Below are 21,656 nucleotides of genomic sequence, written 5' to 3'. Positions count from 1 at the left end.
GCGTAGGCGAGCACGGCGGCGAGGTCGCCCACCTCGTCGGCGATCGCGTAGTCCCGGCTCTCGTCGCCGCTCGCGCCCCGGCCGCGCCGGTCGTAGGTGAGCACGGCGAAGCGCGGGGCGAGCTGTTCGGCGAGCCCCGCGACGGTCGTGCGGTCGTTGAAGGCGCCCCCGATCAGCACGAGCGGCTCGCCCGCGCCGGCGGTGTCCACGGCGAGTTCGGTGCCGTCCACGGCGGTGACGGTCTCGGTGACGGTGTCGTTCACGGCGTCGGTTCCTCTCGGGGCTGCGGCGTCGTCGGCGCGGGCGTGCGCCCGGTGGGGGGTATCGGCGGTGTCAGGGACGGTTGAAGACCACGTGGGTCACGCCGCTCGGCGTGGAGACCGACTCGATCTCCGGGAAGCGCTCTTCGAGCCCTTCCATCCCGTCCCACAGCCGCGTCCCGCGCCCGAGCAGGATCGGCACGATGACCACGTGCAGATGGTCGATCAGGTCGGCCTCGAGGAACGCGCGCACCACGCTCGGGCCGCCGCCGATCCGCACGTCGCCCCCGTCCGCCGCGTCGCGGGCCAGCCGCAGCACCTCGGCCGGCTCGGCGTCGACGAAGTGGAAGGTGGTGCCGCCCTGCATCTCGAGGGTCGGGCGCAGCTGGTGGGTGAGCACGTACACCGGCGTGTGGAACGGCGGGTCATCGCCCCACCAGCCCTTCCACTCCAGGTCGGGCCACGGCCCCTGCTGCGGTCCGAACTTCCCGCGGCCCATGATCTCGGCGCCGATGCCCGGCCCCCAGGCCTGGGCCAGCGCGTCGTCCACGCCGACCTCGCCGCCGCCCGCGCCGTGCATGCTCTGGAACGCGCGGGTCCGGAAGAACCACTCGTGCAGCCGCGTCCCGGCGTGCCCGAAGGGCGCCTCGAAACTCTGCCCCTCACCCGTACCGAAGCCGTCGAGGGAGACGGAGAAATTATGAACTCTGACACGAGACACGGCGCGCGACCTCCGGGCGGTGGACCAGTGTGACTCCACCGTAGGTGGCCCGCCACCCCGGTGCAATCACCGACCGCTCTCGGCACCCGTGGCGCCGTATCCGACAGAAAACATCCCATTCGTACAAATACTCCGATCGAGTCAAATCTCTACTGTACGGACAACTCCGACGGAATTTCAGCGGTCCTAAGGAGTGGAATGCCGGGCGAAGAGGCGGCCGAGGAAGATCGGGGATGAGTCGGGGATGAACAACGACCGGACACGGGAACGGACCATCGAGCAGGCCGAGGCCGACGCGCAGGCCATGGTCGACGAGCTGGAGCGGCTGGTCGAGCAGCTGCGCCTGGCCCGGGCCGAGACGAGCGCGGGCACGGGCACGGGCTCGCATGCGGGCGCGGGCGCGGATACGGACTTGGGTTCGGGCGTGTCGACGCGATTGACGCCGACCCCTGACCCGCAGCCGCAGCCGCAGCCGCAGCCTGAATTTCAGCCTGGATCGCAGTCTGAATCGCAACCGGAATCAGAGCCTGAATCGCGGTCGGATTTCCCGCCCGGCGCACCGTTCCCCGGCATTCCGGACGCGCGGATCCGCACGTTCCCCGCCGCGGGCGCACCGTTCCACCCGGTTCCCCGGGCGCGATCCCGGTTCGCGAAATCGCCCGCGCACGTGTCGGCGAACCGTCCCGTCAATCAGCCGGCGCACGAACCGGCGAGCCCGACCGCGGACTCGCCCGAAGCGATCACCACACCCACCTCCACGCTGCCGCACCCCCTGTGCCCGTCGCGCCCGCCACACCAGCCGCACCCGCTGGCCGAGCGCCTTTCCCGGTTTCAGGCGCGCACGCGGCGCGTCCGGCTCGCCCCCGCGCTCGGACTCGCCGCCGTCGCGCTCGTCGGGATCGTCGGCGCGGCCGCCGTCACCGCCGTGCGCAACGCCTCGGGCCCCGACGGCGGAAGCGGCATGGAGCCGATTCCCTACGCCCGCACCGCCTCCGGCGGCGGGACCGCGGACGGCGCGCGCCAACCGCTCGGCGCGCTCTCGCCTCGCGCCGGAGCCGACGCGCGGCCGGGTCCGCGCAACTCGAGGCCCGGCCCGTCCGCGTCGGGCAGCGCGTCCGAGTCGGCCCCGGGTCAGCCGGCTCAGGACCAGGACGCAGACCAGGAGGGTTCGGGCGCCGCCCACGCCCGCCGGCCCGGCGGCGCTCCGAGCGGCGCGGCGTCACGGCTCAACGATCAGGTGCTCACCCAGACACTGAGGCAGGCCGAGGAGGCGGAGGCGAAGGAGTTGCAGGCACTCGCCCAGAGCTTCGCGCCGACCGGCCCCGTCCCCAAACTCCCGCCCTATGGAGGCCAGCGCCGTGCACGATAGACGACACCCACGCGAGGGGCGCACACCCCGGCGGCTGTACCGCACCGCCCGTCGCAGGATCCTGCTCGCCGAGATCCCGCGATGTCCGCGCAGCCCGCGCGGTCCCCGCAGTGCGCCGCGGCTCAGCGGCGGATGGACGGGACCGGTTCGGTCAACGTCAGGATGCCGACATCCCCCTCGACCTCCCACCGCGGCCCGGCGACCAGGGCGCACAGCAGCGTCCAGCCGAGCCCGTCGGGAAAGTCCAGCTCACGCACCGGGGCCGGGCCGCTCACGATGATCCGCAGCTCGTCCCCGAGGTCCGCGAACACCAGCGCGAGCCCGCCCACGCCGCCCCCGTCGCCCTTGGCAGGCGCTGCGGACGCGGCAGGCACGAGCGGTGCCGCGGGCGCGAGGAACAGCGCGCAGGCCTCGTCCACGGCCAGGCGCAGGTCGACCACCCGGCTGAACGCGAGGCCGAGCAGGCCGGCCACGTGCATCGTGGTGCAGCGGGCGAGCGCGAGGAAGTCCTTGTCGGCGGAGAAGCACAGGGTGGCCAGAATGCGTGGCACCGGGCGGGCCGCCTCCGCTTCCCGGCTCGCGTGTCCGACGGCGTTCATCCGCTCTCCATGCACGCCCTTCGGGTAACCCGTCGCCGCGCGATCAAACCGGGGCCGCGCCGCCGACGCCGGGCGCCGGCCCGGAGTACCGTCACTGGACCGGGTTGCGCGGCTGGACCTTCGAGATGGCACGCGCCAGCACGACCACGCCGGCGCAGATCATCACGACGCCGATGAGCTCCGGCACCAGCCACCAACCGGTGCGGATCGTCTCGTCGAACACGGTGACGCCGAGCAGCAGGCTGACGGTGGCGTCGCCGATGGTCAGCGCGGGCTGCGAGGCGGCGAGCGAGCCGGCCTGCAGGGCGTTCTCCAGCAGCAGCACGGCGCCGATGCCGGTGAGCGCGAACCCGTAGGTCTGCCAGGTCGAGAGGAACGCGCCGACACCCCCACGGGCGAGGGTGCCGGTGGCCGACTTGAGCAGCGCGGCGGTCATCGCGTTGCCGACGGCGGCGGCCGACCCGAGCAGCGCGGCGCGCGCCAGCGACGCGCTCGAGGCCCGGGCGGCGGCCACGGCCACCACGATCAGGCCGTAGCAGCCGATCAGCGCCGGGATCCACCGCGTCATCGGGGCCTGATCCTGGTCCCCGCTGGGCGCGGCGGCGCCGAGCAGCAGCGCGAGGCCGAGCACCACCCCGGCCACGCCGTACCATCCGGCCGGGGGCATCCGCCGGTGCAGCAGCGGTCCCGCGATCATCAGCGCGAACGGCAGTTCGAGCACGAACAGCGGCTGGACCAGGGCGATCGGGCCGTTGTAGAGCGCGAGTGCCTGGAACAGGAACGCCGCGATCACCCCGAGGATGCCGATCAGCCAGGCGGGCTGGCGGACCAGCGCGAGCAGGAAGCGCAGCCCGCCGCCCGAGCTCATCGGCGCCGCGGCCTTGCGTTGGAACGCGGTGCCGGCGGCGTTGCTCGCGGCGCCGAGCACGGCGAAGATCACGGCGAGGGCGTTCATGGCACCACGATGCCCTACCCGGCTCCGCCCGCACCGACCGCGCTCCCCCGCCACGCCGCAGCGTGGTCCACTCAGTAGTCCACGTAGGCCACCGTGGTCCCCGATGCTCGCCGCGACGCCCCGGGCGGCACGCGGGCACTCCCCGGACGCGCCGTCAGTTCCCGTCCAGGCGGGCCATCTCGATCCGGCCGCGGTCGAGCCGGCCGGCCACGTCGGGGTCGTCCGAGGGGGCGGTGGCGGCGAACAGGATGTCGCGCTTCGGGCCGCCGACCACGCAGCTGAGGGTGTGTTGGGTGGTGCGCACGCGGTCGAGGACGCGGCCGCCCTCGCCGACCCGCACGCATTCGCTGCGCAGCGCGTTGGCCACCCACACGGTATGGCCGTCGGAGGCCAGCGCGATGCCGTCCGGGGCGATGGGCGAGGTGGAACGCTCCGCTATGACCGGGCGGTCCAGCAGCGCCGAGATCCGCCGCGTCATCCGCCCGGCCATGCCGGGGTGGTTGAGCAGGGTCCAGAGGTTCTCCGGCACCAGCGGCGCCCAGGTCCGGCCGTCGACGAGCACGCCCTGCTCGTCCCGGCGCAGCGCGGTCAGCTTGAACCCGAGCGTCTCGGCGACGATGAAGATGCCGTCCGCCGTCAGGACGCAGCCGTTGGGGAACGAGAGCGGCTCGCTCACCCCGAGCCGGCTGCCGTCCGGGGCGAAGCAGACGATCCGGGTGCGCGGCGGCCCGGGCGGGGAGTAGAGGGCGGAGTTCGGGCGCTGCCGGACGAAGGAGTGGTAGTCGAACCCGAAGTTGCCCACGTACGCCCGGCCCTGCTCGTCCACCAGCATGTCGTTGGCCGGCCCGCCCGCGTCCTCGCCCAGGTCGGCGTGCACGACGAGGGTGCCGTCGAACTCGCGCCGGTAGACCTTGTGCCCGTCCATGGAGACCGCGAGCAGCCGTCCGTCCGGCAGCCAGCCGAGCCCGGCCGCGCGCCCGGGGATCTCGGCCACCACGTCGGAGCCGCCCTCGAGGGTCCAGCGGTGCACGGTGCCGTGGGCCATGTCGCTGAACCACAGCGCACCGTCGTGCCAGCGCAGGCACTCCGGTTCGCCGAGCCCGCTGGTCAGCACGGGGGTGGTGCTCCGCTTCTTCACGCAGGCTCCTCGGCGCCGAGATCCGCAGATACGGGTCACACCGAAGCACGACCTGCGCGCCATGATGCAGCACTTCGCGGCGGATGTGGAGCACCCGCGCCTCTCAGCGCTCGGACGGATCGCCCTCGGGGTTGATGTGCGGCATGATCCGGTCCAGCCAGCGCGGCGCCCACCAGGCGCGGCGGCCGAGCACGGTCATCACGGCGGGCACCAGCAGCAGCCGCACGATCGTGGCGTCGATCAGGACGCTGACGGCCAGGCCGAGCCCGAGCATCTTGACCACGATGTTGTCCGAGAGGATGAAGGCGGCGAACACGCTGACCATGATCATCGCGGCGCAGGAGATCACCCGCGCGGTGACCTCGATCCCGTGCGCCACACTGTCCGCCGCCTCGCCGGTGCGCATCCAGTGCTCGTGCACCCGGGAGAGCAGGAAGACCTCGTAGTCCATGCTCAGCCCGAAGACGATGGCGAACATCATCATCGGCACGTAGCTCTCGATCGGCACGTCGCCGGCCACCCCCAGGCCCGGACCGCCCCAGCCCCACTGGAACACGGCCACCACCACGCCGTACGCGGCGGCGATCGAGATCAGGTTGAGCACGGCCGCCTTGACCGCCACCAGCACGCCGCGGAAGACGCACAGGATGATCAGGAACGCCAGCGCCACCACCACCGCGATGATCAGCAGCAGCCGGCTGGCGATCAGCTCGGTGAAGTCCATCTGGGCCGCGGACGTGCCGGTGACGTAGGTGCTCGCACCGGTCCCGGCGACCGCGTTCGGCAGGATCGTGTCCTTGAGGTTGTTGAACAGGTCGGTGGTGGCCTCGTCCTGCGGCCTGGTGGTCGGGATCGCGGTGGCCACCAGCGCGTCGCCGTTGCCGACGGGCATGGCCTGGGAGATGCTGGCCGCGCCCGGCACGTTCATCAGGGCCTTGTCGAGGTTCGAGGCCAGCGCCGAACGGTTGGCGGACGGGACGTTGCTCTGGTCCACGGTGAGGGTCAGCGGCCCGTTCGCGCCGGGTCCGAAGCCGGTGGAGATCAGGTCGAACGCGCGCCGGTCGGTGAAGCTGGTCGGGTCCGCGCCGTCGTCGATGTTGCCGAGCTGGATGAAGAAGAGCGGGATGGCCAGGATGCCGAGCACGATCACCCCCGCGGCGAGGAACCACCAGGGGCGCCGTTCCACCCGCCGGGCGTAGCGCTTCCAGAAGCCCTCCTCGTGCGCCTCGGTGCCGTGTTCGCGCTCGGCGACCGGCTCGCGCACGCAGAACCGGTCGATCCGGCGCCCGATCAGGCCGAGCAGGGCCGGGACCAGGATCAGCGCGCCGGCCACGGCGGTGATGACGGTGATCGCGGCGGCGATGCCGAGGCGGCCGATGAACTGGATCCGGGAGACGTAGAGCCCGGCCAGCGCGACCACGACGGTGGTGCCGGACACCAGCACCGCGCGTCCGCTGGTGGACACCGCCCGTCCGGCCGCGGTGGCCGGTTCGGCGCCGTCCATGATCTGCTGCCGGTACCGGGTGAGCAGAAACAGCGCGTAGTCGATGCCGACGCCGAGGCCGATCATGGTGGCCAGCGTCGGCGAAACGCTGGCGAAGGTGATCGCCGCCGCAAACAGGCCGAGGCAGGCCAGCCCGATGACCACGCTGATCAGGGCCGTGACCAGCGGGACGCCCGAGGCGATGACGCTGCCGAAGCCGATCAGCAGCACCACGATCGCCACGCCGAAGCCGATCGCCTCACTGGACAGGTCCGAGGCCTTCGGCCGGGCGAGTTGGCCGAGCGGCCCGCCGTACTCGACCTCCACGCCCGCGGCGCGCAGCGGGGCGACCGCGTTGTCCACGCCGGTGAGGTACGAGGTGCCGTACGAGGTCGGGTTCGCGGCGAAGGTGACCGTGATGTAGCCGATCTGGCCGTTCGAGGAGAGCGCGGCAGGGTTCTGTGACGCCGTGGACGAGGGCAGCGGGCTCTGCACGGACAATACGTGCGGCAACTGCTGGAGCGAGGCCACCGACTGGTTGACCTGGCTCTGTACCGAGCTCAAGGGTGCGCTGGAGTCGTTGAGCACCACCTGGGCGCTCGTTCCGCCGGAGCCCGGCGCGTCCTGCGCGAGCACCTGCGCACCCTGGTACGACTGGGTGCCGGGGAGCGAGAAGTCGTCGGAGTAGGTCCCGCCGAACTGCCCGTGCAGTGCCTGCAGCACGGCGAGCGCCACCAGCCAGCACACGATCACGATCGCGGCGTGGCGGGCCGAGAACGCGCCGAGCCGGTGCAGCGCGCCGGGCGTGCGGCCGGACGGCCGGTCAGGTTCCTGGTGATGCACGGTCATCGGCGCTCCGGACGAACGGCGCGCCGGCTCGGAGGCGGCCGACGCTGTGCTCCATTGTCCGGAGCCGGGCCCGCGACGGTGCAGGTGAGCGGCCCGTATGGGTGACCCGTGCGCCGCCGGGACGCGGGATCTGACGCCGCGTGGGGCTGAAGGAGTGAACTTCGCCGGCCCGGCTACGGCGGCCGTGTGGCTTCGCCGAGCCGGGCCGGGCGCTTGTGCGGTCTGATGGGGAGAGGGCGCACGGGGCCAGGTCCGCACCGGGCGTCCCGGGCGCCGCGCCGCGGTGCCGGACCCCTGTTACCTGGAGGAGTCGAAGTGTCCGACCTCATCGTCATCGGCTACGAGGACAAGGCCACCGCCGAGCAGGCGGCCGCCCGGGTCGAGCAGCTCGGCAAGTCCGGGCTGAAACTCAACGGCGTGGCGATCGTCTCGAAGGACGAGCAGGGCTACAGCCACGTCGACACGCCCGGCAGCGTGGCCGGGGTGAGCGCGGCGGGCGGCGCGCTGTTCGGCAGCGTGTTCGGCCTGCTGTTCTTCGTGCCCTTCCTCGGCGCCGCGGTGGGCGGGGCGATCGGCGCGATGTGGGGCGCGCTGCGCCAGCACGGCCTCGACGACGAGTTCCGCAGGCAGGTCAACGAGACGCTCGAGTCCGGCTCCGCGGCCCTGGTCGTGATGACGGCCGAGCCCGTGGGCAACGAGTTCACCGAGGCCCTCGGTCCCTTCGGCGGCAGCGTCCTGCGCACCTCGCTGTCCGAGGAGGACGAGCGCGCGCTCATCGCCGAGGTCGGCGAGGCGTAGGCGCCCGCGCCCGTCCTCGCCGTCGCCGCCGCCCGACTCAGCGCGCGATGACCGCCGCCGTGGTGCGGCCGCCGTCCACGTCCAGCACGATGCCGTGCACGAACCCCGCCTCGTCTCCGGCCAGGTAGACCGCGGCGTGGGCGATCTCCTCGGGCGTGCCGACGCGCCCGGCCGGAGTGCCGACCATCATCACGTCGCCCGCGTGCGCGCCGTCCGACATCGGCTCGTGCACCACCCCGGGCGAGATCGCGTTCACCCGCACGCCCGCGGGGCCGAACTCCGCGGCCCACGCCCGGGTCAGCGTCTCCATCGCGCCCTTGGTGGAGCTGTAGAGCGCGCTCACCGGGATGCCGAGGCGGGAGATCCACGAGCCCAGGTTCACGATCGCGCCGCCGCCGGCCTCGGCCATCGCCGGCGCCAGGGCGGCGGTGAGGAAGAACGGCGCCTTCACGTTCACCGCGTAGACCCGGTCGAAGGTCTTCTCGTCCACGGTGGTGGTGGTCGAGGGCGGGTAGATGCCGGCGTTGTTGACCAGGATGTCGAGGCGGCCGCCGAGCACCGCGGTGGCCTGCTCGGCCAGTGCGCGCGAGGCCTCGGCACTGCCGTCGAGGTCGACGGCGACGAAGTCGGCCCGGCCGCCGCGGGCCCGGATGCCCGCGACCACCTCGTCGCCCCGCTCGGCGTTGCGCCCGGAGACGACCACGTGCGCCCCCTCGGCCGCGAAGGCCTCCGCGATGGCCCGCCCGATATTGCTGGTCGACCCTGTGACCAGGGCCTTCTTGTCCCGCAGTCGCTCGCTCATGGCTGTCCCCTTCGCTGTGCCGGGTGTACGTCTCGATGCGGGCGACGTTACGAGGGCAGAATTGGACCAGCAAGTCCAATCACCGCGCGCCTCAGGCCGCCACCGGCCCGGGCACCGCCGCGCCGCGCAGAGCGCCGATCCCCTGGTCGAGCGCCGCCCTGAGGTGCACGGACTCGCCGGTCGCGAGCAGGATCGTCACCCCGCCCTGGATCCCGGCGAGCAGCGAGGCGGCGTGCGCGTCCACGTCCAGTCCGGCCGGCAGCTGCCCGCCGGACTGCAGGGCCCTGATTCCGGCGGCGAGATCCTCCTGCCAGCGCCGCAGCAGCCCGACCACGATCGCCCGCGCCCCCGGCGTGGTGCGGCCGACCTGCAACAACAGCGAGCCGAGCGGGCAGTGGTCGCCCTGCTCCTCGTACCGCGCGACCACGACGTCGCGCCAGCGCCGCCAGGCCTCCCACGAGTCCAGCCGGCCCAGATAAGGCTGCTGATCCTCCAGCACCCGGTCCGCCTCGTACCCGGCCACCGCGAGCAGCAGCTGGTCCTTGCCGTCCGGGAAGTAGTGGAAGAGCTGGCTCTTGCTGGTGCGCGTATCCGCCCTGATGTCGTCCAGCGTCACCGCCGCCACGCCGTGCTCCCGCAGCAGCCGCGCCGCCCCCTCGACGATCCGCTCCCGCGTCGCCCACCCCTTCGCCGTCAACTCCCTGACCACGACCGGCCGCCTCCCATCCGTCGACCACTACTGGACCACCCGGTCCAGTCTACCGCCGCACCTTGACGCACGTTCGAACATTCGTTCTATAGTGACAGGATGAGATGGTCCGGGCAGCTGGTCGACGGGAACGAGCCGGCACAGGAGGCGTTGTTCGACGCGGGAGCCGTGGTGCGGACCTTCGACACGCCGGGGTTCCGCGGCACCACGTTCTACGAGGTGCGGGCGAAGTCGGTGCTCAACCGGGTCACGGCGGACGCCTGGATGTTCAACTGGACGATCAACCCGTACCGGGGCTGCGGCCACCGGTGCACATACTGCTTCGCACGCAAGACGCACACCTATCTCGACTTCGACGCGGGGCTGGACTTCGACACGCGGATCGTGGTGAAGGTGAACGCGCCCGAGGTGCTGCGGCGGGAGCTGGCGCGGCCGTCCTGGCGGCGGGAGCCGGTGGCGATGGGGACGAACGTGGACTGCTACCAGCGGGCGGAGGGGCGCTACCGGCTCATGCCGGAGATCATCAGCGCCCTGGCTGCGTCCGGGACGCCGCTGTCGATCCTGACCAAGGGCACGCTGATGCTGCGTGACCTTCCTTTGCTGCTCGACGCCGCCCGCGACGTGCCCGTCTCGCTGAGCATGTCCATCGGCTTCCTCGACCGGGAGCTGTGGCGCACGGTGGAGGCGGGCACGCCCAGCCCGGCCCGGCGGCTCGACGCCGTGCGCACGCTCGCCGATTCGGGTCTCGGCTGCTCGGTGCTGATGGCGCCGATCCTGCCGTACCTCTCCGACTCGCCGGAGCAGCTGCGGGCCTGTGTGAAGGCGCTCGCGGACGCCGGGGCCCGCTCCATCACGCCGCTGGTGCTGCACCTGCGGCCGGGCGCCCGCGAGTGGTATTTCTCCTGGCTGCAGGCGCACCACCCGCAGCTGGTGCCGCGCTACCGGGCGCTCTACCGGCGCGGCTCGTACGCGCCCGCCTGGTACACGGAACGCATCACCCGCGAGGTCCGGGCGTACGCGCAGGAGTTCGGGCTCTCGCGGGGGCCGGGGCGCCGGAGTTCTGACCCGGAGGTCGTGCCGGCAGCGCCGCCCGCGCCGCCCGCGTCGCCCACGCCACCCGCCCAAGAGCGCGAGCAGCCCGAGCAGCTCGAGCTGTGGAGCCAGGCCTAGCGCGGAGTGTGCTACTCCACCACCGGGACCGTGGCCGGCTCGATCCAGACGCGGTCGCGGCCTGCGGCCTTGGCGGCGTAGAGGGCGGCGTCGGCGGAGGCCATCAGCTCTTCGGGGGTCGGCGCGGGCTCGGGGGTGGCCGCGACGCCCACGCTCACGGTGATCGGGTGCTCCCAGGTGCCCGCCTGGGTGCGCACGAGGTCGCACAGGGCCTGGGCGCGCTCGGCGGCCTCGTCCGGGTCGCAGTCCGCGAGCAGCACCGCGAACTCCTCGCCGCCGATCCGCCCGACCACGTCCGTGGCGCGGAACGAGGTGTCCAGGAGCCCGCCGAGCAGGCGCAGCGTCTCATCGCCCGCCTGGTGGCCCCAGGTGTCGTTGACCCGCTTGAAGTGGTCGATGTCCACCAGCAGCAGCGCCGAAGGCTCGCCACCGCGCCGTCGCCGGGCCTGCTCACGGGCCAGCGCCTCGTCGAAGCCGCGCCGGTTGACCAGGCCGGTCAACGCGTCGGTCCTGGCCAGTCGGGCCAAAGCCTCGCGCAGCCGCATGGCCTGGCTCTGCACCCGCACCACCATCCAGCACACCACGGCCAGCGACGCGGAGGCCTCGACCCACAGCACGAGCCCGTCCACACCACGGCCGAGCCCGGCCAACACGGCGAAGACCACCGCCGCCACGCCCGCCGTGGTCCAGGCGACGCGCGCGGACAGGACCGCGGCGGCGAAGGTGACCGGCCAGGTCAGCAGGAGCGGGCCCAGTTCGTCCGGGGACTCGTCCACCGAGGTCGGCAGGCAGATCACGATCGCGGCGCCCGAGGGCAGGCTGTTGGCCAGCCAAGTCGGCAGCCGGCGCGTCGTGCGCATCAGGTAGAAGCCGAAGGCCGCCACGGCCGCGCTCAACGCGTAGTTGACCTCGCGGGTGAACATCGGGAACGGCTCGCCACGCAGGTCGTAGAGCACGGTCACCACGGTGACCAGCACCGCCGCGGCGATCATCAGACCGCCGCCGACGTTCTTGATCGCCCACTGGCGGGACTCGGCCACCGCCGATCCGGACGCGGGCTCCGCTCGGAGCCCGGCCCCCGCCACGGGGCGGCGCGCACTCGCGCTCGCCGTGCGGACCTGAGTCATCTTCCCCGCCTCGATCCCGCTCGCGCCTGGTTCCCTTCCGAGCCGCGCGAAGGCAGCTCCTCACTCTCGAGCCAATCACAACCACCGAGCGTTTGCATCCGTCCATTCGGGTGACGACGCTCACCCGAACAGCCGTACTCGGCTGACGGACTTCGGCCGGAATGTCTCCGTTCGGGCCAACGCAGACATCGGCGCGGCGGCGCCGGAGCATCACCACGAGGTGAGCCGATCATGACGGGCATGCCGGGTGGCATGGCGGGGGTGACCGACGAAGCCAAGGTCAAGCTGGCCCGCGCCCGGCGCGACCCGGTCGTGGCGCAGAGCCTGCGCGCCACCGCAGCCGCCACGCTCGCCTATGTGATCGCGCTGCACGCGAGCCGGAACCCGGCGCCGCTCACCGCCCCGCTCACCGCGCTGCTGGTGGTGCAGGTCACGCTGTACTCGACGCTCACCACCGGGGTGCGCCGGGTGAACGCGGTCGTGGTCGGCGTGCTGATCGCGATCGGCTTCAGCTCGGTGATGGGGCTGAACTGGTGGAGCCTGGCGCTGATCATCCTGGCGGCGCTGAGCGTGGGCCAGATCGTGCGCGTGGGCGAGTTCGTCAACGAGGTGGCGATCAGCGGCATGCTCGTGCTGGGCGTGACCCAGCTCGGCTACCAGGCCTGGGACCGGGTGGTGGAGACCCTGGTCGGGGCGGCGGTCGGACTGGCGTTCAACCTGATCTTCGCGCCGCCGGTGTGGGTGGACCCGGCGGCCGAGTCGATCGAGGACCTGGCCCGGCGGATGAACGCGCTGCTGCGGGCGATGGGCCGGGAGCTGGACTCGCCGGCGGTGGTGGAGCTGGTCGAGGCCCGGCTCTACGAGGCGCGGGAACTGGACCAGTACGTGGCCGAGGTGGACGACGCGCTGCGCCGGGCCGAGGACAGCCTGCGGCTCAATCCGCGCGTGAGCGAGGGCCTGCTGTCCCGGCTGACGCTGCGCACCGGCCTGGACACGCTGGAGATCTGCGTGGTCGTGGTGCGGGTGCTCACCCGCTCGCTGGCCGACCTGGCCAAGCGCCGCGCGCGGGACGAGCCGATGTTCGCGCGCGACGTCGGCAGCAGCCTGGAGCAGACCTTCACCCACGTCGGCGAGGCCCTGGTCAACTTCGCCGAGCTGGTCACCGCGCAGGTCAGCGCGAACGCGCAGCAGGCCGAGGAGGAACTCGCGGACCAGCTCTCGGCCGCCTGGACCAGCCGGGACCGGGCCGCGCACCTGTTGCTGGACCGGGTCCGGCTGCACCCGCACGCCTGGCAGCTGCACGGCGCGATCCTGGCCGAGATCGACCGCATCCTGGACGAACTCGATCTCGAGCACCGCTCACGCCGGCTGATGGAGGAGCTCGACACCGCGGTGAGCGACCGGCGCGAGCGCTACGCCCGGCTCGGCCCGCTCGGCAAGCTGCTGCGGCTGCAGCCGCGGCGCCGGCTGTCGCGGTGGTGGGCGCGGCGGCGCAGAACACGCCAGAAGACCGAAATGCGCTGATCGCACCGGTCCGCGTGGGAGCATGCCGCGAGGAGTCTCGAGCATGGGCGCGAGCAAGGGATGGACGGGCGCAGGATGCAGCGGTTTCAATCGGTCGCCCTCGCGGGAGTAGCCCTGGCCTGCGCGGTGACGCTGGCCGGCTGCGGCACCTCGGCCCGCGACGCGGCGTCCGCACGGGCCCAGGGGGCTGACGGCGCGTCAGCGGCCGCGACCGCGCCCGCAGGCTCGCCCACGGCCAGGCCGCCGTCGACCGCCTCGGCCCGGGTGGCCCCGCTCCCGATCTCCGGGCCGTGCACGAACGCGCAGCTGTCCGTCACCGCCGCGGGCCGCCGCACCCTCCCGGACCTGCAGATCGAGCGGTTCCTGGCCACCGACACCGCGGCCGTCGCCTGCTCGCTGACCGGTTCGCCGCGGCTCACGCCCACCGGCCCGCTCGCCTCCAGCCCCAGTGTGACCAGCGACATCGCCGTGTCGCAGGAAGACTTCGACGGAGACGACGAGGGCGGCTCGGCCACCACCCGGGTCGACCTGCAGCCGGGCCAGGCCGCCGCGTTCGACGTCGCCTGGTACGCCGCCTCGCCGGTGGTCTGCGAGCAGGCCACCGGGTTCGGCTTCAGCGTCCCGGGCGACTCGAGCTGGAGCGGCATGCGGCAGGTCGGCTACCGCTTCGGCTCGATGTGCGACGGGCTGTTCTACGTCTCCACGCTCCGCACCCCCACCCCCTGAGCCGGGCCGAGCCGGGCCGGTTCGGGCCCGAACCGAGCCCGAACCGGCCGCTGAGCTGCGCACTCGGGGCGCACTGAACGCTTCCGCCACCGCCCACGTGTCAGCTACTGGACGGTGAGCGTGCCATGCATATACGGGTGGATCGTGCAGGTGTAGGCGTAGGTCCCGGCCTTGCTCGGGGCCGTGAACGTCGTGGTCGTCCCGGCCGGCACGTCGCCGGTGTTGAAGGCCTTCGGCGAGTCGCTGGAGGTCACGGTGTGCGTGACACTGTCCTTGTTGGTCACCGTGACGGTGCTCCCGGCGGCGACGGTGAGCGTCGCGGGCGAGAACGCGAAGTTCTGGATCGTGATCGTGTCGCCGGCCACCGCGCCCGTGCCGGTGGCACCCGTGCCGGTGGTGGGCGAGGAGCTCGAACCGGAGCCCGAGGAACAGCCCCCGAGCAGGAAGACCGAACCGCCGAACGCGGCGAGCAGGGAACGGCGGCTGGGATACACGGGATAAATCCTTCCGGCGGGGGAACTCGGCGTACCTTCCTTGCCCCGCAGCCGGGTGCCGCGCCACCTCGACTGGACCGAACGAGCGATAAGTCAGACGAAGCGATCCGGACGATGAAAGGCGGAGTGTGATGAACGGCCGTAATCAGAGTCAGTACCAGGACCTGGCGCCGGACGTGACGCCCCGGGACTCGGCGGAGTCGGCGCAGCCGCAGCAGGCGGAGCGGCCGCGCCGACTCGAGCAGCCCCCGCGAGCCGAGCAGCCGGGGCGACGGCGCCGCGGCCTGTTCCTGACGATCCCGCTCCGCCTGCTGGCCGCGGCGGGCCTCGCGGTGGACGCGTACGTGCACGCCGACCTCGCCGGCGGCTTCGACACCGGCGGCACGCTCAGCGAGACCAGGCTCTTCCTGATCCAGGCCTCGCTCGCCGCCGCGGCCGCGCTCGGCATCGTGGTGCGCGGGCGGCGGCTCGAGGCGGCGGTCGGCTTCCTGATCGCGGCGGCCGCGGTCGGCGCCGTCCTGCTCTACCGCTACGTGAACGTGGGCAAGCTCGGCCCGCTGCCGAACATGTACGACCCCGCGTGGTACACCGAGAAGACGATCAGTCTCATCGCCGAGGCGGTGGCCGTCCTGGCCTGCGCGGGCCTGCTCGCGGTACGCCAGTGGCAGCACCGGCGCGCCCGCCTGGACCCGGGCCAGGGCTCAGGTATGGCCGGCCGGCTGCACCGGCACCACGCGACCTGAGCCCGGCGCCCCGACGATGGTCCCGGTCAGAGCCGATCACGACCCGCCGGCCGCGTCCCCTTCCGCATCGCGGCGCACGCTGTCCGCCACCCGGTGCGCGGGGACGCGGCCGGGCGGCTGGCTGGGCGCGGCACGCTCGGACGGCTGCCAGGCCGGCAGGATCAGCGGCGTCCCCGGCTCCACGCGTACCTCGCTGCCGTGGTGGGTCAGGCTCAGCCCGCCCTCGCCGGTGAAGCGGTAGCCGACCTTGTCCGGCCGCACGTCCACGCGCAGCAGGCCGCCTTCCAGGACCAGGCCGAAACAGAGCCTGTTCCAGCCGTCGGGCAGCCGCGGCGCGAAGGAGAGCCCTGCCGCGGTGTGCCGCATCCCGCCGAATCCGGCCACCAGCGCGATCCAGGACCCGGCGAGCGAGGCCAGGTGCAGGCCGTCCGCGGTGTTGCGTTCGAGGTCGTCGATGTCCATCAGCGCCGCCTCGCCCAGGTAGTCGTAGGCGAGCGAGGCGCAGCCGGTCTCGGCCGCGATCACGGCCTGGCTGCACGCGGACAGGGACGAGTCGCGCACCGTCAGCGGCTCGTAGTAGTCGAAGTCGCGCTGCTTCTCCTCCGCGGTGAAGCTGTCCGAGCGCAGGTGCAGCGCGAGCACCAGGTCCGCCTGCTTGACCACCTGGGTCCGGTAGAGCTGGAAGTACGGGTAGCGCAGCAGCAGCGGGTAGTCCTCGGCCTTGGTCGCCTCGAAGTCCCAGCGCTCGTGGTAGGTGAACGCGTCCGACTGGGGATGCACCCCCAGCTCCGCGTCGTAGGGCACGTGCATGGCCTGGGCCGCCGCGGTCCAGCTCTCGGTCTCCTCGTCGGTGATGCCGAGCTCCGCGGCCTCCTCGGGATGCCGGGAGGCGAACTCCACCGCGGCCAGCAGGTTCTGTTGCGCCATCAGGTTCGTGTACACGTTGTCGTCCGAGATCGCGCTGTACTCGTCCGGGCCGGTCACCCCGGCGATGCGGAACTCGCCGCCCTGGTCGGTGTGCCCGAGCGAGACCCACATCCGGGCCGTGGCCACGAGCAGCTCGAGCCCCTCCTTGCGGGCGAACTCGGCGTCGCCGCTGGCCCGGACGTAGCGGATCACCGCGTCGGCGACGTCCGCGTTGACGTGGAACGCCGCCGTCCCGGCCGGCCAGTAGGCCGAGCACTCCTCCCCCGCGATCGTGCGCCACGGGAACGCGCTGCCGGCCAGGCCGAGCTGCTCGGCCCGCTCACGCGCGGCGGGCAGGGTGGAGTGGCGCCAGCGCAGCGCGTGCGCGACGGAGGGCGCGTCGAGGTAGGAGAGCACCTGCAGCACGAAGCTCTCGGTGTCCCAGAAGGCGTGGCCGTCGTAGCCGTCGCCGGTCAAGCCCTTGGCCGGAATCGCCCGGCTCTCCGCCCGCACCGCCGCCTGGTAGAGCTGGAACAGGGCGAAGCGTACGGCCTGCTGGATCTCCTCGTCCCCGTCGATCTCCACGTCGGCGCCGCGCCAGAAGTCGTCGAGGCAGGCGCGCTGCTCGGCCGCGAGCGCGTCCCAGCCGCCGAAGCCCGCGGCCGCGAGCGCCGCGTCGACCTGGTCGCGCACCGCGGGCAGGGACCGGCTGGCGGACCAGCCGTGCGCGACGAACTTGGTCAGCCGCAGCGTCTGGCCCGGCTTGAGCAGCCCGCCGGTGGTGAAGCGGCCGAGGTCGGGCTCCGACTCTATCTGCGAGCCGAGCACGTCGGTCTGGGCTTGGCCCTGCTCGTCGTAGACCTCGGTGAAGTGGTCCATCCCCGCGGCCACCCGCAGACCGCTGCGACGCACCGTGTGCACCAGCGTGACGCGCGTGTCCGAGGCCTTGTTCAGGTCGCTCACCAGCGCGTCGACGGGCGTCGCGGCGGCGCGCGGGTCGCCCTGGTGCACCGGCAGCTCCTCGTTGGCGACGAGCTCGGACTGGAGCACCAGCCGGGCCGGGCCGTCGAGCGGCTCGACCTCGTAGCGCACCGCGGCGACGGCGCGCTGGGTGAGCGAGACGATCCGGGTCGAGCGCACCCGCACGGTGCGTCCGGCCGGCGAGGTCCACACGACCTCCCGGCGCAGCACGCCCGCGCGCAGGTCCAGGACCCGCCGGTGCGAGACGAGGGTGCCGTAGCGCACGTCGAACGGCTCGTCGTCCACCAGAAGTCTGATGATCTTCCCATTGGTGACGTTGATGACGGTCTGTCCGGACTCCGGATAGCCGTAGCCCGCCTCCGCGTACGGCAGGGGCCTGAGTTCGTAGACCCCGTTGAGGTAGCTGCCGGGCAGCCCGTGCGGCTCGCCCTCGTCCAGCGTGCCGCGCCAGCCGATGTGCCCGTTGGACAGGGCGAACAGCGACTCGGCGTGCGGCAGCATGTCCAGCGGGAGTTCGTTCTCGACCAGCGACCAGGGGTCGATGTCGAAGCAGGGGTGGCCGACGATCATCCGGCGGCCCCCGTGGCGGGCAGCAGTTCGGCGAGGTCGCCGACGACCACGGTGGCGCCGTGCGTGCGCAGCCGCTCGGCCTGCCCGTTGCCGAGCCGGTCCACCCCCACCACGACCGCGAATCCGCCGGCGTGCCCGGATTCCACGCCCGCGATGGCGTCCTCGAACACGGCCGCCGCGGTGGCCGGCACGCCCAGCGCCTTGGCGCCGGCGAGGTAGGAGTCCGGCGCGGGCTTGCCCTTGAGGTGCTGCGCGGTCACGTCGTTGCCGTCGACGGTGGTGTCGAACAGGTCGTCGATCCCGGCCGCGCGCAGCACCGCCTCGCAGTTCGCGCTCGAGGTGACCACCGCGCACTTGAGCCCGGCCGCCCGGGCCGCGCGCACATAGGCGACGGAGCCCTCGAACACCTGCGGCCCGTGCTCGTTGAGCAGCGCGAGGAACGCGTTCTGCTTGGCCGCGCCCACCGCGTACACCGACTGCATGCCGGGCGGATCCTGCGCCGTGCCCTCGGGCAGATGGATGTCGCGGGACTCGAGGAACGAGCGCACCCCGTCCTCGCGCGGCTTGCCGTCGACGTAGTCCTCGTAGTCGCGTTCCTTGTCGAAGGGCTGGAAGTCGAGGCTGTGGTCCACGTCGTAGGACTGCAGGAACGCGTCGAAGGTCTGCTTCCACGCGGTGGCGTGCAGGCTGGCGGTGCGGGTGAGCACTCCGTCCAGGTCGAACAGACAGGCGCGGATTCCCGGCGTGAGGCCGACCGGGCCGCCGCCGGTCGCCGCGCCTGGCGCGCTGTGCGCTCCCGACGTGCCCTGCGCAGTCGTCGTATCGTCCATCCCGTGCTTCATGGAGCTCCTCCATCGGTCGGGTGCGCCGAGTGGCGTGCGTCGCGAAGGTGCGGATAACCGACACTCGTCCGGGCTAAACCCGCACGCGTCCAGAGTGACGAGGTGAACGGTACCCGGGCGCACGCCCCGCACCCGGCCGCCGCGCCGTTGATCGTTTCCCGCCGACCGCTCGGCGTCCGGAGTATGGAAACCCCTGACGTCGCGGCGGCCTGAGTTGAAAGCATGGGGCGTACCTGTGGGAGAGATCCGGGAGTCCCGATGGCCGACTGTGCCACGTCCATAGACCACCACTACCGCGGCGAGAACCCGCTGCGCACGCTCGCCTTCCTGTGCCGGGAGGACCGGGCGCGGCTGGCGATCGGCGCGCTCCTGTTCGTCGTCAAATCCAGCCCGACCTGGCTGCTGCCGCTGATCACCGCCAACGTCGTCGACATCGTGGTCACCCACCAGCCGGTGAGCCGGCTCTGGTTCAACTGCGGGCTGCTGCTCGGCCTGCTGCTGCTCAACTTCCCCGGTCACCTGCTGTACGTGCGCTGCTACAGCCCGGCGATCCGGCGGATCAGCAACACCCTGCGGTTCGCGCTGTGCCGGCGGCTGCAGGAGCTGTCCATCGGCTACCACTCCCGGACCAGCTCCGGCGTGCTGCAGACCAAGGTCGTGCGCGACGTGGAGACGGTGGAGCAGATGCTCCAGCAGGCCAGCGACGGCGGCCTGTCCGCCCTCTCCAGCCTGGTCGCCGGGCTGATCATCATCGGGGTGCGCACGCCCTCGTTCCTGCCGGTGTTCCTGCTCGTGGTCCCGGCCGCCGCGTTCGTGGTGATGCGGCTGCGCTCCCGGCTGCGGGTGCAGAACGAGACCTTCCGGGCCGAGGTGGAGCAGCTGTCCTCGCGGGTGATCGAGATGACCGCGCTAATCCCGATCACCCGCGGCCACGGCCTCGAGCGCAGCGCCATCGAACGCGTCGACGGCACGCTGCGGCGGGTGCGCAAGGCCGGGCTGACGCTGGATCTGACGAACGGGAAGTTCGGCGCGCTCAGCTGGATCACACTCAACTTCCTGGGCGTCGGCTGCCTGACCGCGGCCGCGCTGATCGCGTACTACGGCACCTTCGGCGTCACCCCGGGCGACGTGGTGATGCTCAGCGCGTTCTTCTCCAGCCTGACCGGCTCGGTGATCGCGCTGCTGAACCTGGCGCCGGTGATCAGCAAGGGCCTCGAGTCGGTGCGCTCGGTCGGCCAGGTGCTCGAGGCGCCGGACCTGGAGAGCAACGAGGGCAAGGCCGAGGTCACGGCCGCCGCCGGCGCGTTCGAGTTCCGCGACGTCACCTTCGCCTACCCGGACGCCGCGAGCCCCTCGGTGGCCGGGTTCGACCTGTCGGTGCAAGCCGGCGAGACGGTCGCGCTGGTGGGCGCCTCGGGCGCGGGCAAGTCCACCGTGCTCAACCTCGTCATCGGCTTCCTGCGCCCGACCGGCGGCCGGATCGAGCTCGACGGCGTGGACATGGAGACGCTCGACCTGCGCACCTTCCGCCGCTTCGTCTCGGTGGTGCCGCAGGAGACGATCCTGTTCGAGGGCACGATCCGACAGAACGTCAGCTACGGCCTCGAGAACGTCGACGACGACGCGATCACCGCCGCGCTGCGGGACGCCAACGCCCTGGAGTTCGTCGAGCAGCTCCCGTACGGCCTCGACACCGTCGTCGGCGAACGCGGCGCCCGCCTGTCCGGCGGCCAGAAGCAGCGCATCGCCATCGCCCGCGCCGTCATCCGCGACCCGCGCGTGCTCATCCTCGACGAGGCCACCTCGGCGCTCGACACCCGCTCCGAAGCCCTCATCCAGGACGCCCTCGCCCGCCTCATGCGCGGCCGCACCACCTTCGTCGTCGCCCACCGCCTCTCCACCATCCGCGACGCCGACCGCATCGTCGTCATGGACGGCGGCCAGGTCGCCCAGATCGGCACCCACGAGGCGCTGCTGCGCACCAAGGGCGCCTACGCCAGCCTGCACGCGGTCCAGGTGGCGGCGTAGCGGGAGAGGCCCCGTGCCAGTTCACTGAGTCAGGCTCGGCGCCCGCCTCCGATCACTCGCCCCGGGGCGGGCGCCAGTCCACCGGCGGCGGCAGCGTGCCTTGCGCGATCATGTTCGCGTAGACGCTCTCCAGCGCCTGGCTGAGCGGCCCGACGAGTTCGGGCGGCAAGCCGTCGAAGAACAGGCGGCGCACGAGGTCCACATGTCCGGGAGCCGCGGCCTCGAGCACCTTCCGGCCGTGCGGGGTCAGCCTCACCTCGGTCACGCGCCGGTCGTTCGCAGACGGGCCGCAGTTCACCAGATCCCGCGCGGCCATCCGCCGCACGTGGTGCGAGACCCGGCTGCGCTCCCAGCCGATCTGCGCGGCCAACGCCGTGATCGGCATCAGGCCGCCGTCGGCGACGCTCAGGGCCGTCAGGACGTCGTAGTCCGGCAGGGACAGATCGCTGTCGGACTGCAACTGACGGTTCATCTCGTAGGTCAGCCGCAGCTGAACCCGGATGTACGCCAGCCAGGCCCGTTGCTGATCGCCGTCGAGCCACCCGCCCTCGGGCGTCGGCGCGCCGCCGTCGGCATTGCGTGACATATCACCTATGCTTTCCGTCTAGGCGGTGTTGGTGAATCTGACCATCTATTAATCTCTATGTACGGTCTCTGTGTCCGGGTCATTCCGGGCACAGAGACCGTAGCCAGATCAGTGCACTGACCAGCTCGATTCCGCCTTGGTAGCGGTCGGGGAGCTTGTCGTAGCGGGTCGCGATGCCGCGCCACTGCTTGATCCGGTTGTTGCATCGTTCGATCAGGTTGCGGCGCTTGTACAGTTCGGCGTCGAATGCGGGGGGCCGCCCGCCTTTCGGGCCCT

At 72.3% G+C, this 21,656-nt stretch carries 19 protein-coding genes and 2 pseudogenes; 7 read left to right on the top strand and 14 right to left on the bottom strand.

The genetic code is table 11. The features are described 5' to 3' along the window. Together KDL01_RS24925 and KDL01_RS24920 are read right to left on the bottom strand one after the other, a co-directional pair. A pseudogene (locus KDL01_RS24925) lies at positions 1-263 on the bottom strand (alpha/beta fold hydrolase); the annotation flags it as partial. 70 nt (positions 264-333) lie between these two features. After that, positions 334-981: a dihydrofolate reductase family protein gene (locus KDL01_RS24920; protein WP_212531020.1), complete on the bottom strand. Its 648-nt coding sequence runs from the start codon at positions 979-981 to the stop codon at positions 334-336. 244 nt (positions 982-1,225) lie between these two features. On the opposite strand from KDL01_RS24920, the gene KDL01_RS24915 reads away from it, so the two are divergent. Next, positions 1,226-2,350, top strand: coding sequence for a TrbL/VirB6 family protein (locus tag KDL01_RS24915; RefSeq protein ID WP_212531019.1), 1,125 nt, complete (start codon positions 1,226-1,228; stop codon positions 2,348-2,350). A gap of 122 nt (positions 2,351-2,472) precedes the next feature. Here KDL01_RS24915 and KDL01_RS24910 read toward each other — a convergent pair whose 3' ends face one another. From KDL01_RS24910 to KDL01_RS24895, 4 genes are all read right to left on the bottom strand, one after another. Next, positions 2,473-2,949: a hypothetical protein gene (locus KDL01_RS24910; protein WP_212531018.1), complete on the bottom strand. Its 477-nt coding sequence runs from the start codon at positions 2,947-2,949 to the stop codon at positions 2,473-2,475. Between the two features lie 91 nt (positions 2,950-3,040). Further along, on the bottom strand, positions 3,041-3,904 hold the full coding sequence (locus KDL01_RS24905) for a DMT family transporter (RefSeq protein ID WP_212531017.1): 864 nt from the start codon (positions 3,902-3,904) through the stop codon (positions 3,041-3,043). Positions 3,905-4,058: 154 nt separating this feature from the next. Next, on the bottom strand, positions 4,059-5,042 hold the full coding sequence (locus KDL01_RS24900) for an SMP-30/gluconolactonase/LRE family protein (RefSeq protein ID WP_212531016.1): 984 nt from the start codon (positions 5,040-5,042) through the stop codon (positions 4,059-4,061). A 103-nt stretch (positions 5,043-5,145) separates the two neighbouring features. After that, complete coding sequence (locus tag KDL01_RS24895) at positions 5,146-7,374, bottom strand: MMPL family transporter (protein ID WP_212531015.1); 2,229 nt, start codon at positions 7,372-7,374, stop codon at positions 5,146-5,148. Between the two features lie 315 nt (positions 7,375-7,689). Between KDL01_RS24895 and KDL01_RS24890 the strand changes: the two genes are divergently transcribed. Next, positions 7,690-8,172: a DUF1269 domain-containing protein gene (locus KDL01_RS24890; protein WP_212531014.1), complete on the top strand. Its 483-nt coding sequence runs from the start codon at positions 7,690-7,692 to the stop codon at positions 8,170-8,172. A gap of 37 nt (positions 8,173-8,209) precedes the next feature. Here the strand turns inward: KDL01_RS24890 and KDL01_RS24885 are convergent, their stop codons facing one another. Next, positions 8,210-8,974: an SDR family NAD(P)-dependent oxidoreductase gene (locus KDL01_RS24885; RefSeq protein ID WP_212531013.1), complete on the bottom strand. Its 765-nt coding sequence runs from the start codon at positions 8,972-8,974 to the stop codon at positions 8,210-8,212. Between the two features lie 91 nt (positions 8,975-9,065). Further along, positions 9,066-9,683, bottom strand: a complete 618-nt coding sequence (locus KDL01_RS24880) for a TetR/AcrR family transcriptional regulator (protein WP_212531012.1) — start codon at positions 9,681-9,683, stop codon at positions 9,066-9,068. Positions 9,684-9,782: 99 nt separating this feature from the next. Here KDL01_RS24880 and KDL01_RS24875 point away from each other — a divergent pair, with 99 nt between their 5' ends. Next, the gene (locus KDL01_RS24875; protein WP_212531011.1) at positions 9,783-10,853 is read left to right on the top strand and encodes an Rv2578c family radical SAM protein; all 1,071 of its coding nucleotides are present in this window, start codon (positions 9,783-9,785) and stop codon (positions 10,851-10,853) included. An 11-nt stretch (positions 10,854-10,864) separates the two neighbouring features. Here the strand turns inward: KDL01_RS24875 and KDL01_RS24870 are convergent, their stop codons facing one another. Continuing rightward, on the bottom strand, positions 10,865-11,980 hold the full coding sequence (locus tag KDL01_RS24870) for a GGDEF domain-containing protein (protein WP_212531010.1): 1,116 nt from the start codon (positions 11,978-11,980) through the stop codon (positions 10,865-10,867). 231 nt (positions 11,981-12,211) lie between these two features. Here KDL01_RS24870 and KDL01_RS24865 point away from each other — a divergent pair, with 231 nt between their 5' ends. Beyond that, positions 12,212-13,504 carry an FUSC family protein gene (locus tag KDL01_RS24865; RefSeq protein WP_212531009.1) on the top strand — a complete coding sequence of 431 codons (1,293 nt, stop codon included), beginning with the start codon at positions 12,212-12,214 and terminating at the stop codon, positions 13,502-13,504. A 75-nt stretch (positions 13,505-13,579) separates the two neighbouring features. After that, positions 13,580-14,230, top strand: coding sequence for a hypothetical protein (locus KDL01_RS24860; RefSeq protein ID WP_212531008.1), 651 nt, complete (start codon positions 13,580-13,582; stop codon positions 14,228-14,230). A 104-nt stretch (positions 14,231-14,334) separates the two neighbouring features. Here the strand turns inward: KDL01_RS24860 and KDL01_RS24855 are convergent, their stop codons facing one another. Then, positions 14,335-14,724 carry a cupredoxin domain-containing protein gene (locus KDL01_RS24855; protein ID WP_307846569.1) on the bottom strand — a complete coding sequence of 130 codons (390 nt, stop codon included), beginning with the start codon at positions 14,722-14,724 and terminating at the stop codon, positions 14,335-14,337. Positions 14,725-14,855: 131 nt separating this feature from the next. On the opposite strand from KDL01_RS24855, the gene KDL01_RS44780 reads away from it, so the two are divergent. Further along, a complete protein-coding gene (locus KDL01_RS44780) occupies positions 14,856-15,467 on the top strand; it encodes a hypothetical protein (RefSeq protein WP_212531007.1) in 612 nt (203 codons plus the stop codon). Between the two features lie 36 nt (positions 15,468-15,503). Here the strand turns inward: KDL01_RS44780 and KDL01_RS24845 are convergent, their stop codons facing one another. Next, positions 15,504-17,921: a glycoside hydrolase family 65 protein gene (locus tag KDL01_RS24845; RefSeq protein ID WP_212531021.1), complete on the bottom strand. Its 2,418-nt coding sequence runs from the start codon at positions 17,919-17,921 to the stop codon at positions 15,504-15,506. Next, complete coding sequence (locus KDL01_RS24840) at positions 17,921-18,754, bottom strand: HAD family hydrolase (RefSeq protein WP_212531006.1); 834 nt, start codon at positions 18,752-18,754, stop codon at positions 17,921-17,923. The genes KDL01_RS24845 and KDL01_RS24840 overlap by 1 nt, the downstream gene beginning before the upstream one ends. A gap of 270 nt (positions 18,755-19,024) precedes the next feature. Between KDL01_RS24840 and KDL01_RS24835 the strand changes: the two genes are divergently transcribed. Further along, the gene (locus KDL01_RS24835) at positions 19,025-20,794 is read left to right on the top strand and encodes an ABC transporter ATP-binding protein (RefSeq protein WP_212531005.1); all 1,770 of its coding nucleotides are present in this window, start codon (positions 19,025-19,027) and stop codon (positions 20,792-20,794) included. Positions 20,795-20,846: 52 nt separating this feature from the next. Here the strand turns inward: KDL01_RS24835 and KDL01_RS24830 are convergent, their stop codons facing one another. Then, entirely contained in the window at positions 20,847-21,380 is a 534-nt protein-coding gene (locus KDL01_RS24830) for a MarR family winged helix-turn-helix transcriptional regulator (RefSeq protein WP_212531004.1), read from the bottom strand. Positions 21,381-21,459: 79 nt separating this feature from the next. Continuing rightward, positions 21,460-21,656, bottom strand: a pseudogene (locus tag KDL01_RS24825) (IS5/IS1182 family transposase); the annotation flags it as partial.

Origin of the sequence: Actinospica durhamensis (assembly GCF_018139695.1) — a bacterium.
GTDB classification, from domain to species: Bacteria; Actinomycetota; Actinomycetes; order Streptomycetales; family Catenulisporaceae; genus Actinospica; species Actinospica durhamensis.
This window is presented reverse-complemented; position numbering and strand designations above follow the sequence as displayed.

Excerpts from the sequence above, each read along its gene's own strand:
- KDL01_RS24870 (WP_212531010.1), bottom strand. The coding sequence starts at position 11,980 with ATGACTCAGGTCCGCACGGCGAGCGCGAGTGCGCGCCGCCCCGTGGCG.
- KDL01_RS24865 (WP_212531009.1), top strand. The coding sequence starts at position 12,212 with ATGACGGGCATGCCGGGTGGCATGGCGGGGGTGACCGACGAAGCCAAG.
- KDL01_RS24830 (WP_212531004.1), bottom strand. The coding sequence starts at position 21,380 with ATGTCACGCAATGCCGACGGCGGCGCGCCGACGCCCGAGGGCGGGTGG.
- KDL01_RS24875 (WP_212531011.1), top strand. The coding sequence starts at position 9,783 with ATGAGATGGTCCGGGCAGCTGGTCGACGGGAACGAGCCGGCACAGGAG.
- KDL01_RS24840 (WP_212531006.1), bottom strand. The coding sequence starts at position 18,754 with ATGGACGATACGACGACTGCGCAGGGCACGTCGGGAGCGCACAGCGCG.
- KDL01_RS24905 (WP_212531017.1), bottom strand. The coding sequence starts at position 3,904 with ATGAACGCCCTCGCCGTGATCTTCGCCGTGCTCGGCGCCGCGAGCAAC.
- KDL01_RS24895 (WP_212531015.1), bottom strand. The coding sequence starts at position 7,374 with ATGACCGTGCATCACCAGGAACCTGACCGGCCGTCCGGCCGCACGCCC.
- KDL01_RS44780 (WP_212531007.1), top strand. The coding sequence starts at position 14,856 with ATGAACGGCCGTAATCAGAGTCAGTACCAGGACCTGGCGCCGGACGTG.
- KDL01_RS24915 (WP_212531019.1), top strand. The coding sequence starts at position 1,226 with ATGAACAACGACCGGACACGGGAACGGACCATCGAGCAGGCCGAGGCC.
- KDL01_RS24860 (WP_212531008.1), top strand. The coding sequence starts at position 13,580 with ATGCAGCGGTTTCAATCGGTCGCCCTCGCGGGAGTAGCCCTGGCCTGC.
- KDL01_RS24910 (WP_212531018.1), bottom strand. The coding sequence starts at position 2,949 with ATGAACGCCGTCGGACACGCGAGCCGGGAAGCGGAGGCGGCCCGCCCG.
- KDL01_RS24835 (WP_212531005.1), top strand. The coding sequence starts at position 19,025 with ATGGCCGACTGTGCCACGTCCATAGACCACCACTACCGCGGCGAGAAC.
- KDL01_RS24885 (WP_212531013.1), bottom strand. The coding sequence starts at position 8,974 with ATGAGCGAGCGACTGCGGGACAAGAAGGCCCTGGTCACAGGGTCGACC.